Here is a 12,111-nt window from a genome sequence, read left to right as displayed (position 1 = left end):
GGGCGAGCGGGGGTGGGCGCGGTGAGCTCGGAGTAGAGGGTGTCGAAGGTGCCGATGGCCTGGTCCACGGTGAACAGCTCAAGGGCTCGTTGGCGGGCCGCCGCACCGAGCGAAGCGCGCTGCGACGGGGAGCGCAGCAGTGAGACGCACGCGGCGGCCATCGCGGCGGGGTCGCGCGGCGGGACGACGATCCCGGTGTCGCCCAGGGCTTCGGGCACTCCGCCGACGTCGGTACCGACGCAGGGGCGAGCGCACGTCATGGCTTCGATCAAGGTGTACGGGAAGCCCTCGGAGATGCTGGACAGCACGACCACGCTGCCCGCGAGGTAGGCGTCGCGGATGAACTCCACGCGTCCCTCGAAGTGCACGACCTCGGACAGGCCGAGTTCGACCACGAGCGCCTTGCAGCGGTCCACATAGGACTCACCGCCCTTGGGGACACCGCCGAAGATGCGGAGCACGGCCGCGGGGATCTCCTCGTGCACCAACGCGAACGACCTGATCAGCGTCTCCAGGTCCTTGATCGGGTCGAGCCGCCCGGCCCACGAGATCGTCGGCACCGAGGGCTCGCTCGACGCGGCGGGGAAGTCGGCGGGATCGACGCCGTTGTAGACGGTGCGGATCAGCGCGGGGTCGGCGCCGAGCCGTTCCTCCCACCGCTTGTTGTAGACGTTGCCCGGCGCGATGAGCCCGGCGCTGGTGTACGCCAACGAGCACAGCTGCCGCAGGAAAGCCAGGTGCAGCGCCTTGACGGGCCACCGGTACGGCGAACCGCGATAGCCGAGGTACCGCTCGCGCAGGTAGATCCCGTGCTCCGTCAACAACAACGGTGTGCCGTAGCGCCACTTCGCGGCGAGCGCGGGTAACACGGCCAAGCCGTTGGCGACGGAGTGCGAGACCGCCGTGCGCGGAACGGGAGCGCTCAGCGGGCGCAGCGAATGCTCAAGCAGGTCAACAGCCGTGACCGCGTCCGCGATCGTCGCCCGGGTGCCGGTCAAGCGGCGAGACCACACGGCGGTCAACGTCCGCACAGTGCTTTCCCTGCGCATCAAGGCCGTCAGCTCGCCGAGGTCGTGCAGCTCGTGCAGGACCTCGGCGAACCGTTGCTGATGCCCTTGACCCATCAGGCTTTCCGCCAGCTCGGCGAACAGCGCGGTGAAGTGGCGTTGGGCGGCTCTGCCGACGCGGCGGCTACGACTTCCGTTGCCCCACAACGGCACCAGGGTCAGCGAAGCGACGTTCTCCGGCAGTTCCCACGCCAGCGGCTCCGTGCCGGAGGCGACGAGGGCGACGACGTGGAAGCGGTGCCGGGAGAGGCCGCGGACGAGTTGGTCGCACCAGACGCTCACACCGCCGTAGCCGTGCGGGTAGGTGCCCTCGGTCATCAGCGAGACGTCCACGGCGGTCAGGAGGATGCCCAGGACCGCGGCAGGTCCAGGCGCAGCGTCCCTCCGGCGCGGTGGACGGCGGAGCGCTCGCCCGAGTACCGCGTCCCGAACTCCGGTGCCAACAGGCCCTCGTGGTCGGTGCCCTCCGGCGCGGTGATCGGCACCGGAACCCCCTTGGGCGCCTGGATGACCAGCTCGTCGCCCTGCACGTAGGCGGTCACCTGGGCCGAGCCCGCGCGCCACGCGGACTGGTCGGCGAGCACGTCGCCCGCCTCGGACATCCGGAGGTTCACCAGCGGCGTGTTGGTCGCGAACGCCGCCCGGTACGCGCCGAGGATGGCGTCCATCATCGGGTAGACGATGCGGTCCTCGGCCAGGTTGGACTGGTGGATGTAGTACGGGCGCGGGTCGTTGCCGGTCAGCGTCCGCATGGTGAACGCGACCTGCCCCGGCACGATGCGGTCCTGTAAACCGGTCACCGGGTGCACCGGCGTGACGCAGGTGCCGCTCGCCTCGCAGGCGCCGCTGCCGCCGTCGGCCCGAGATGTGTAGATCCAGTTGTACTCGTCGGCGGCCTCGGCTCGGGTTCCGTTGTTGTAGAACAGGTTCATCGGGTAGCGCGGCACGCCGCGCGACTGGCCAACGGCGCGGAGGTCGCGGTCCCGCGAGGCATCGAGGCCTACCCAGTCGACACCGGCCTTGCGTAGCGCGGAGGCGAAGTTCGGGTTGTCCGTGGGCATCTGCGGCTCAGCGCGCGTGCCGCCGTGCTCCCCGGAGACCAGCTCGGCGCGGTTGATCTTGAGTCCCTTGGCGTTCGCCCAGTCCCGGTTCCGGGTGATCTGGTCCAGGATCACCTGCTCCTCGACCCACTTGATCTGGCCGTTCTGGTCGGTCTGGCAGCGCCACGGCGACACCGAGAAGTCGCGGTGGCAGCCGAAGTACTCGTGCGAGTACGTGTGGTTGGCCCACCGGAAATCGTTGCGGTTGCGCACCATCCACGCGCTCAGCGGATCGGAGCCGTGCTCTGCGATCGCCCGGTCCGCGCCGGCGCCGTTGTAGTACATGTCGAAGATGAAGCCGCTCGTGCCCTGCCACCGCTTCGCCTGCTCGGCATCCGCCTGGGTCATCCGGATGTTGGGCAGCACAGGGCAGTTCAGCTCGCCGGAGGTGCAGTTCGCCGAGCTGTTCCACCGCGCGTCCGGCAGGAACACGTCGTCCACGTGCAGGCTCAGGTAGTTGCGGTGCAGCCCGAGGTGCACGCCCTTGGTCAGCCACGTGATCAGCCCGTGCGCCAGCAGCCGGAACTGCAACTGCTCGGCGTAGTAGGCGAAGCTGAGGCTCAGCTGCTCGCGCCGGTTGTCCTCGTGCACCGCCGCGAGCAGGCCCTGCGCGGCGCCGCTCGAGGACTTGCCGGTGAGGATCGGTGTGACCGAGGCGCCGGGCAGCGCTGCCGCGAGGTAGCCGTAGGACTCGTCGACGACCGGGCTGTTGTCGTCGAAGGCCACGGGCCCGCGCAGCTGCTTGAACGCGCCGGACAGCGCGGGCTGGCTCAGCTGCGAGACCGTGCCGTCGAGCGTGCCGGAGTAGGTCGGCGCGGCGAACCCGGTCGCCGCGGTCGGGTAGACGAAGGCGTTCAGCTGGCGGACGGAGTACCGGCGCTCGTAGTCGGCGAGCGCGGTCAGCTCGGCCGCCGCCAGCCGGTTCGGCGCCTCGTTGGGCAGCACGACGCCCTGGAACCGCGCGCGCTGGCCGTTCGGGTCGGCGAGGAACTGCGGGGTGATCACCGCGCGGCCCGGGTCGGCGAGGGAGAGCACCGTGCTGGGCACGCCCTCGGCGTCCAGCCGCTGCTTGATCGCGCCGACCGGCCCCTGGCCGTCGTCGACGACGAGGACCCGCAGATCGATCCGCGGGCCGGTGGTGGCGACGGCGCTGCCGGGAACGGCGGCCAGTGCCAACGCGGCGGCGAACACCGTTCCCAGGGCGTGCCGAATCGATCGGCGTGCGGTCACAGTCGTCCCCATTCGCTCAGCGCGGGCGCGCTCCGATTTCGGTCATGGCGAATTGCTCACAATGCAGGTGGTGTGAGCTGCGGACGAACATCCCCCCGATATCCGGCAGCGAGAGTTCGCTCGGCGGTGCGCGGCCGACAACGGCGCGGCGTACCCGCAGGGCGAAACGAGTGGAACGCTACAAGCGCGGGTGATGAGCCGAAAATAGTCCAGGCGGGTGACACCGAGAACGGTGTCACCCGCTCTTTGCTGCGGTTGGCCGAACGTGGTTGGCAACGATCGGTGAACTGATTGCCTCTGCAACTTGTCCGTTCCGTCAGGTGAACAGAACGAATACGGGAAAGCAATTCCTCCAAATGGCTCGTTCAGTTCACGTCAACGCTTTTCGGTCGGTCTCGAAGGTGGGCGGTATCTTTGTCGCTCACGGGTAACGAGAGGGGAACGATCATGGCAGGCGAGATCGGGACGGCCGCGCCGGGCGAGCTGGGGCGGCGGTGGGTCCCGGTGACCGCGCTGGTGCTGTCCGTGCTCGGGCTGCTGGTGTCGGCGTACATGACGCTGTCGCACTACACCGACCAGAAGGTCCTGGTGTGCTCGACCAACTCCGTGATCGACTGCGCCCGCGTCACCTCCAGCCCGCAGTCGGTGGTCTTCGGCATCCCCGTCGCCGTGCTCGGCCTCGCGTTCTTCGTCGGCGTGTGCGTGCTCAACCTGCCCGCGCTGTGGCGCTCGGCCAACCAGAAGATCCGCCTCGCGCGCTTCGCCAGCGTCGGTGTCGGCATCGTCTTCGTCGCCTACCTGGTCGCGGTGGAACTGCTGGTGCTGCACGTGATCTGCGAGTGGTGCACCGTCGTGCACGTCCTCACCATCGCGCTGTTCGTGGTCACCGTCCTCGGCGAGACCAGCCGCAGGCCCGCGGGGGTCGACGCCGCATGAGCGCGCTGAGCCCGGCCGTCCGCGAGTTCCTGGACCGCCCGAACTACGCGACGCTGTGCACCATCAACCCGGACGGCTCGCCCCAGGCGTCGATGATGTGGGTCGGCCGCGACGGCGACGACCTGCTGTTCTCCACGGTCGCTGGCCGCCGCAAGGAACGGAACATGCGCCGCGACCCTCGGGTGAGCGTCGTCGTCTCCGATCGCGCCGATCCTGAGATCTACGTGGAGGTCCGGGGCACCGCGACGATCATCGAGGAGGGCGGTCGCGCGCTGGACGACGCCCTGTCCTGGAAGTACGACGGCAAGGAGGCCGGCGCCGACGCGCCCGGAGCCGTCCGGGTGGTCGTTCGCCTCACGCCGACGAAGGTGCTCGGCCGCGTAGCGTGAGCCCGAGCAGCACCACACCGATCACCACGTAGCAGTTGCCCACGAGGTGATCCAGCGGTGTCCACCCCAGCTGCTCGGCGGCCGCGCGCGGCAGAAACCGATGCGGCCCAAGGACGAACGGGACGAGCGCGACCGCGAGCACCGCCCACAGCCAGCGATTTCCCAAGCGCCACAAGGTGATCACGACCGCGACGAGCGCGGGGGCGACCCACGACCAGTGGTGTCCCCATGACACCGGCGAGACCAGCAGTCCCGCCACCGCGATCACCAGGAGCGCTGGCACGTCCTCGTCCCGCGCGCGGAGCCGGTGCACGCTCAGCCACGCCACCGCGATCACCAGCACCACCGCGAGCAGCCACGCCCAGTCCGGAGCCGCCAAGCGGGCCAGCATGCCGCGCAGCGACTGGTTGTCGCCCCACGACGGCACAGTGATCCGATCCGGCCGGAACAGCACGTCCGTCCAGTAGCGGATCGAGTTGCCCGGCGTCACGGCCAAGGTCAGCAAGCCCGCTCCGACGAAGCCGCCCAGCGCCGTCAGGATCGGCCGCCATTGCCCGCGCACCAGGAAGAACAGCAGGAACGCCACCGGTGTCAGCTTCACCGCCGCCGCGATGCCGATCAACAGTCCGCGCGGCCACGGCGTGCGCGGCAGCAGGCAGTCCGCGACCACCAGCAGCATCAGCACCACGTTGATCTGGCCGAACAGGAAGTTCGTCATCAGCGGTTCGAGCAGCACGCTCGCCGCCGCGACCGCTCCGCCCACCGTCTGTGTCGCAGTCTGGGTCGACCCGCAGCGGCGCGCCACGATCACGCACGTCGCCGTCAGTGCCGCCGCGCTGATCACCGTCATCAGCACCGGCACGAAGGGCAACGGCAGCAACGCGAACAGGCTGAACGGCAGTGCCGCGAACGGCGGGTACACGAAGGGGAGGTTCGACGTGGTGCCCGGCAGGCTCGCGCCGTAGAGGTCGTGGCCGTGCAGCAGTGCTGCTCCGGCCGCGCGGTAGACCTCCAGGTCGATCGCTGAGCGCCCCCACGTCACCGCGAACGCCAGCAGGGCCGTGAGGCCGATCCACCTATGCACGCAGCCTCCTCGACATCAGGAACGCGGCCAGCACCGCGATCCCGGTGAAGACGTAGGCGTTGCCGATCACGTGCTCCGTGACCGTCCAGTGCGACTCGATGCCGCCGCCACGCCGAGCGAAGCGGTACAGGCCGAGCGCGAACGGCAGCAGCACCAACGCTCCCAGCGCGACCATGCCCCAATTTCGGCTCTGCCACGCGTAAATCGCCAGCCCCACGAAGGCCGGAGCCGCCCATGACCAGTGGTGCTCCCACGACACCGGCGAGGCCAGCAACGCGCCCGTCGCGACCACGAGCAGCGACAGAAGGGGTTTGTGCCGCAGCCGGTACGCGATGAACCACGTCACGGCGATCGTGAGCAGCACCAAGGCCAGCAGCAAGTGCTGCGTTCCCAAACGCGCCAGCATTCCGCCCAGCGACTGGTTGTCCCCGTACCGCACGTCGCCGATCCGATCAGTGCGGAACACCGTCGAGGTCCAGTACTGCACGGACGCGCTCGGCAGCACCAGGAACGCGACCGCGCTCGCCCCCAGGAACCCGCCGACCGCCGTGAAGATCGGCCGCCACTGGTTGCGCACCAGGAAGAACAGCACGAAGGCCACTGGAGTGAGCTTCACCGCCGCCGCGATGCCGATCAACAGGCCGCGCGGCCACGGCGTGCGCGGCAGCAGGCAGTCCGCGACGACCAGCAGCATCAGCACCAGGTTGATCTGGCCGAAGGTGATGTTGGCGCGCATCGGTTCCAGCAGCAAGCACACCACCGCGAGGCCCGCTCCGACCGGCAGCGCCTTGGCCAGCGGCACTGCTGTTCGCGCCGTCACCACGCACGCCCCGCACAGCGCCAGCGCGCCGATCACCGTCATCACCACCATCGAGCTCGGCCATCCCAGCAGGCCGAACGGCGCGAACAGCACCGCCGCGAACGGCGGGTAGGTGAACGGAAGATTCGGCAGAGCCGGTGTCGTGTAAGGAAAACCCGGGCCGTACAGGGGGAGTCCGCGCAGCACCGCGTCCCCGCCCGCGCGGTACACCTGAAGATCGACCAGCCCGTCCCCGGCCATCACCAGCAGCGCCACCACCACCGCGCACCCGACCGCCACCGCCGCCCAGACCTTGGCCCACCTCGGCACTCCCGCACGCTGCGGTACTCCGCCCGCTAGCACCGGCACTCCGCCCGCCTGCCCAGGCACCCCGCCGCCCGCCAACGGCCCGTTCAGTGCGTTGAACTCCCTGAACGGGTCGTTTGGTGCGCCAGAAGCCCTGAACGACCCGTTTGGTGCGTCTAAGGCCCTGAACGGGTCGTTTGGTGCGTCGGAGGACCCCAACGGCCCGTTCGGTGCGTCCGAGCTCCCGACTGGCCCGTTCGCTCCGCGGAACGTGCTGAATGACTCGTTCATGTGGTTGAGCGGACTGAACGAGTCATTCAGTCCGCTCAACCACCCCAATGAGTCATTCAGGGAGTTACCCCGGCGAGGACCGCGACGCGAGCCACGGCCGCGGCCTTGCGCACGGCGGCGGTCACGCATGGGAGAGATCCGCGGGACGCCGTCGTAGGCCGAAGACCACGCCCGCGATCACCACCGCGAACGCCGTGATCAGGTACGTGTTGCCGAGCAAGTGCTCCGGCCAGGTCCACGAGAGCTCCACGCCACCGCCGCGCCGGAGCAACAGGTGCGCGCCGACGAAGAACAACCCGAGCGGAGCGGCTGCCACCGCGATCAACGGCCAGGGCCGCGCGGAGCGCCGGATCGCGATCACGGTCCCCACGGCCGCCGGAGCGATCCACACCCAGTGGTGCGTCCACGACACCGGCGAACAGATCAGCCCGGCCGCCGCGACCACGAGCAACGCGGGCAGATCACGCCCGGAAGCACGCAGCCGCCAGCACGCGAACGCGGCGGCCACCACCACGACGGGCACGACGACGACCCACCACCGCGACGCCTCGGCCTCGCTCAGCCCGAACCGCACCAGGGCTCCGCGCAGCGACTGGTTGTCGGCGAAGGCCGCGCTGCCGATGCGCCCGGGCTCCAACAGCAAGGTCGTCCAGTACTTCAGCGAGTCCACCGGCGCGACCAGCCAGCCGACCGCGCCGGCAGCGACGAAACCGCCCAGTGCGGCCAAGATCGGCTTCCACTGCAACCGCACGAGGAAGAACAGCAGGAACGACGCCGGAGTCAGCTTGATCGCGGCGGCCACGCCGATCAGCAGTCCGCGCGGCCACGGCGTGCGCGGCAGCAGGCAGTCGGCCACCACGAGCAGCATGAGCACGAGGTTGATCTGGCCGTAGCCGAGGGTGGCGCGGATCGGCTCGGCCAGCACGCACACGGCGGCGAACGCGGCGCCGACCTGGACGGCGTTCGTCCAGTTCTGGTGGAAGCCGCGCGCGGTGATCGAGGCCGTGGCGATCAGCGCCGCGCTGCCGACGAGCAGCGTCGCCACCACCGCGGCCGACCAGGACAGCGTCGCCAGCGGCCCGAACAGCACCGCGGCGAAGGGCGGGTAGGTGAACGGGAGCCGGAACTTGGTGTCGGAGTACGGGAACGCGCCGGAGTAGAGGTCCAGTCCGCGCAGCATCGCGTCCCCGCCCTCGCGGTACACCCGGAGATCGATGAACGACACCCACGAGGTGACCAGCAGGGCCAAGCCGAAGGTCAGCGCGGCGAGGACGGCGATCCGGACGTGGGTCCTGCGGCTCGGCGCGACGGCCCCCGACGGGCTAGCACTCACGACGTCCCGATCCACTCCACCCACACCGTTCACCTGGACAGCTCAGCAGCGTACCGGGGAGCCTGCGGAGCCACCTCCGACGTCCGTCCCCGCAGCGCGAGCACGGCCAGCGCGGCGACCGCGGTCAGGAAGAACGCGTTGCCCAGGAACCACTCCCCGAGCGTCCACTCGCCGTTGACGGGGACATGGGCGTGCGGGCCGATGAAGAACACCGCCACGACCAGGGCCGGGACGGCCAGGCGCGAGCTCGGCGCGCGCAGCGCAGCCGCCGCCAGCGCGGTACCGGCCACCGCCACCCACACCCAGTGGTTGCTCCACGAGATCGGCGAGCACAGCAGCGTGGCGGTCGCGATCACCAGCATCGCCCCGACCTCGCGCCCCTCCGCGAGCAACCGCCGCACGGCGAGCCACATCGCCGCGAGCACCAGCACGACGCCGATGACCCAGATCGGGAAGCCCGCGTCCTTGTCCAGCCCGAAGCGCGCGAGCACGCCCCGGATCGACTGGTTGGTGACGAACCCGGCGCCGACCATCGTGTCGAGCTTGAACACCGTGGAAGTCCAGTACTGCAAGGAGTTCTCCGCGTCGAGCAGGAACCCGAGCACCACGCTGCCGACGAACGCCGACGAGGCGGTCAGCACGACGCGCCACCGCCCGGACGCCGCGAAGTACACGAGGAAGACCAGCGGCGTCAGCTTGATCCCGGCCGCGATGCCGATCAGCAGCCCGCGCGGCCACGGCGTGTGCTTCATCAGGCAGTCCAGCACCACCAAGGTCATCAGCAGCACGTTGATCTGCCCGAGGTCGATCGTGCTCCGCACCGGCTCGGCGAAGACCATCACCGCGGTCATCACGGCGCCGAGGCCGAGCGCAACGGCCTTGTCCACCCCGCAGCGGCGCGCCGTGACCACGCACGCCGCCATGAGCGCGAGCACCGTCACGACGGTCACCACGAAGCCCAGGGCCGCCAGCGGCAGCACCGTGAGCCCGCTGAAGAGCACGGCGGAGATCGGCGGGTAGATGAAGGGCAGCGGGAAGGCCAGCGGTCGCGGCGGGAACTCCGCGTCGAACAGGCCCCGCCCGGCCAGCCACGCCTCACCGCCCGCGCGGTAGACGTCCAGGTCGACGATCGGGGCGGTGGAAACCTGCCGCAGCGCGATGAAGAGCGCGACGGCGGTACCCACCACCGCGGCGGCTGGGTGTCTGAGCAGTCCTGCGAGCGTCGTCGTCACAAGAACAGGGACACCGGAGGACCGGGCGACGTTGTGCGGCTGGAGCCGAAACGAGAGTCTTCGAAACGGCGCAACACCAAGGGGTCCGTCGCGTCCACGCGTGCGAAGACGCGTGGACGCGAAGGCTATTCGCGCCAGGAGGTGTCGGACGCCACGACGGTCAGCCGCTGCGTCGCCCGGGTCAGCGCGACGTAGAGCGCGCGCAGGCCGGTGGCCGATTCGGCGATCAGCTCGGCGGGCTCGACCAGCACGACCGCGTCGTACTCCATGCCCTTCGCCTCCAGGCTGCCGACCGCCTGCACGCGCTCGCCGAGATCGGCCACCCAGGACGCCAGCTCCGCGCGCCGCCCCATCGTGCCGATCACGCCGACGGTGCCGTCGACCTGGTCCAGCAGCTCCTTCGCCGCCGCCGCCGTCTGGTCCGGGACGTCGGTCACCGGCACCGTGCGCAGCTCCGGCGCCAAGCCGGTGGAGCGCACCGCCGTCGGCAGGTCGTCCGGGTCGACGGCGTCGCGCACGACGTCCGCGGCCAGCTCGAAGATCTCCGAGCTGTTGCGGTAGTTGGTGCGCAAGGAGAAACGGCGCCTGCGCTTCACCTTGCCCAGCGCCCGCTCCTTGGCGTCGGCAGCCTCGGCCTCGTCCGGCCAAGAGCTCTGCACCGGGTCGCCGACGATGGTCCAGCTCGCGTACTTGCCGCGCCGGCCCAGCATCCGCCACTGCATCGGCGAGAGGTCCTGCGCCTCGTCCACGATCACGTGCGAGTAGTGCTCGTAGTGCTCGGCCCGCCCGGAGTGCTGCTGGCCCTGCTCGCGCTGGTGCCAGCTGGTCACCTCGTGCGCGATCATGTCGAACTCGTCCATCTCGTCGGAGCGGCGCCGCCTCGGCGGGTCCCCGAGCAGCACGCGCAGCTCGTCCAGCACGGCCGCGTCCGCCACCGACCACCCCGCGTCCTGCTCGGCCCAGGACGCCGCGACGCCCTCGACCTCCTCCGGGGTGAGGTTGCGCTTGGCCGCCCTGCGCAGCCGGTCGCGATCGCCGAGCCAGCCGAGCACCTGCGTCGGCAGCACCGTCGGCCACCACGCGGACACGAAGTCGATGAACTCGTTGCGGTCGGCGACATCGACCATGAAGTTCCTGCGGTTGGCCCTGTTGTCCGAGTACGAGGAAGCCTTCTGCCACAACGCTTCCAGCAGTGCGTCCGCCGCTGGCTTGCGCGCCTGGTTCGGCTGCACGCGGCGGCTGTGCACCGCCTTGCGGGCCTTGGCCAGCTCGTGCGCCTCCAGCTTCAGCACCTGGCCGCCGTAGACGATCCGCAGCTCCGTCGGCGCCCCGGGCGGTGCCTCCTTCATGATGTTGAGCAGCACCCTGCGCATGCGCAGCGAGCCCTTGGCCGCCGCGACCGCCGCCGTGTCCGTGCGCGTGGCCTTGACCCCGTCCAGCACCTCGCCGAGCGCGCGCAGCTCCACCGTGTCCTCGCCGAGCGAGGGCAGCACGCGCGAGATGTAGTTCATGAACACCGGCGACGGCCCGACCACGAGCACACCGCTGTTGAACCTGCGGCGGTTGCGGTACATCAGGTACGCGGCGCGGTGCAGCGCCACCGCCGTCTTGCCCGTGCCAGGTCCGCCGGTGATCTCGGTGATGCCCTCGGCGGGAGCGCGGATCGCGTCGTCCTGCTCGCGCTGGATCGTGCCGACGATGTCGCGCATCACCGGCCCGCGCGCTCGCGCCAGCGTCGCCATCAGCGCGCCGTCACCGACCACCGTCAGGCTCTCCGGCACCGCTTCCGGCGTCAGCAGCTCGTCGTCGACGTGCAGCACCTTGCCACCCGAGCAGCGGATCACCCTGCGCCGCACCACGTCCATCGGCTGCTCGGCCGTTGCCTGGTAGAAGGCCGCCGCCACCGGCGCGCGCCAGTCGATCACCATCGTGTCGAAGTCGGCGTCGCGCACCCCGAGCCTGCCGATGTAGAAGATCTCACCGCTGCTCTGGTCGAGCCGCCCGAAGACCAGGCCCTCGTACTCCGCCTCAAGGGACTTCAGCTGGCGCGTGGCGTGGTGCACCATCGCGTCCCGCTCGACCAGCGCCGCGGGCAGCCGCTCCAGCCCGCGTTCGTGGGCGGCGGCGATCATCGCCTTCGCCTCCTCGCGCATCACCAGCAAGCGCGCGTAGACCTTGTCGACGTACTGCTGTTCCGCCGCGATCTCCGCCTGCCTGATCGAGACTCCCTGCACGCACAGCTCCCCAAAGTTTCGTGAAGTCGAACAACTTTAGAGGTCTTCACGTCCACCCCGCGCGCCGCGCCCGCCAACCCTCCCGCCAGCCAAAATCCCCGCTCTCCACC

At 70.2% G+C, this 12,111-nt stretch carries 9 protein-coding genes; 2 read left to right on the top strand and 7 right to left on the bottom strand.

The genetic code is table 11. The annotated features are described in order from the left end of the window. Positions 1 to 1,400, bottom strand: a 1,400-nt coding sequence (gene pelF / locus CCN37_RS36835) for a GT4 family glycosyltransferase PelF (RefSeq protein WP_210408381.1), incomplete at its 3' end; no start/stop codon positions are given. 5 nt (positions 1,401 to 1,405) lie between these two features. Next, the gene (locus tag CCN37_RS36830; protein ID WP_210408380.1) at positions 1,406 to 3,397 is read right to left on the bottom strand and encodes a hypothetical protein; all 1,992 of its coding nucleotides are present in this window, start codon (positions 3,395 to 3,397) and stop codon (positions 1,406 to 1,408) included. A gap of 447 nt (positions 3,398 to 3,844) precedes the next feature. Between CCN37_RS36830 and CCN37_RS36825 the strand changes: the two genes are divergently transcribed. Next, positions 3,845 to 4,333, top strand: coding sequence for a vitamin K epoxide reductase family protein (locus CCN37_RS36825; RefSeq protein WP_086829992.1), 489 nt, complete (start codon positions 3,845 to 3,847; stop codon positions 4,331 to 4,333). After that, positions 4,330 to 4,722, top strand: coding sequence for a PPOX class F420-dependent oxidoreductase (locus CCN37_RS36820; RefSeq protein WP_086829989.1), 393 nt, complete (start codon positions 4,330 to 4,332; stop codon positions 4,720 to 4,722). The genes CCN37_RS36825 and CCN37_RS36820 overlap by 4 nt, the downstream gene beginning before the upstream one ends. Here CCN37_RS36820 and CCN37_RS36815 read toward each other — a convergent pair. The 5 genes from CCN37_RS36815 to CCN37_RS36795 all read right to left on the bottom strand — a co-directional run bounded on the left by CCN37_RS36815 (position 4,688) and on the right by CCN37_RS36795 (position 12,001). Further along, a complete protein-coding gene (locus CCN37_RS36815; RefSeq protein WP_086829987.1) occupies positions 4,688 to 5,806 on the bottom strand; it encodes a glycosyltransferase 87 family protein in 1,119 nt (372 codons plus the stop codon). The genes CCN37_RS36820 and CCN37_RS36815 overlap by 35 nt on opposite strands. Then, entirely contained in the window at positions 5,799 to 6,935 is a 1,137-nt protein-coding gene (locus tag CCN37_RS36810) for a glycosyltransferase 87 family protein (protein ID WP_143262002.1), read from the bottom strand. Before CCN37_RS36810 ends, CCN37_RS36815 begins: the two co-directional genes overlap by 8 nt. 388 nt (positions 6,936 to 7,323) lie before the next feature. Continuing rightward, positions 7,324 to 8,535, bottom strand: coding sequence for a glycosyltransferase 87 family protein (locus CCN37_RS36805; protein WP_143262001.1), 1,212 nt, complete (start codon positions 8,533 to 8,535; stop codon positions 7,324 to 7,326). 29 nt (positions 8,536 to 8,564) lie between these two features. Next, positions 8,565 to 9,767, bottom strand: a complete 1,203-nt coding sequence (locus CCN37_RS39430; RefSeq protein WP_143262000.1) for a glycosyltransferase 87 family protein — start codon at positions 9,765 to 9,767, stop codon at positions 8,565 to 8,567. Positions 9,768 to 9,892: 125 nt separating this feature from the next. Further along, positions 9,893 to 12,001: a UvrD-helicase domain-containing protein gene (locus CCN37_RS36795; RefSeq protein ID WP_246843530.1), complete on the bottom strand. Its 2,109-nt coding sequence runs from the start codon at positions 11,999 to 12,001 to the stop codon at positions 9,893 to 9,895. Positions 12,002 to 12,111 lie beyond the last annotated feature (110 nt).

It is taken from the genome of Allokutzneria sp. NRRL B-24872, assembly GCF_002155965.1.
Lineage (GTDB): Bacteria > Actinomycetota > Actinomycetes > Mycobacteriales > Pseudonocardiaceae > Allokutzneria.
The sequence above is the reverse complement of the archived record's forward strand: the minus strand, read 5'-3'. Positions and strand labels throughout refer to the sequence as shown.

What these genes read in the sequence shown, in the direction of transcription:
- CCN37_RS36820 (WP_086829989.1), top strand. Translation starts at nt 4,330, where the DNA reads ATGAGCGCGCTGAGCCCGGCCGTCCGCGAGTTCCTGGACCGCCCGAAC.
- CCN37_RS36825 (WP_086829992.1), top strand. Translation starts at nt 3,845, where the DNA reads ATGGCAGGCGAGATCGGGACGGCCGCGCCGGGCGAGCTGGGGCGGCGG.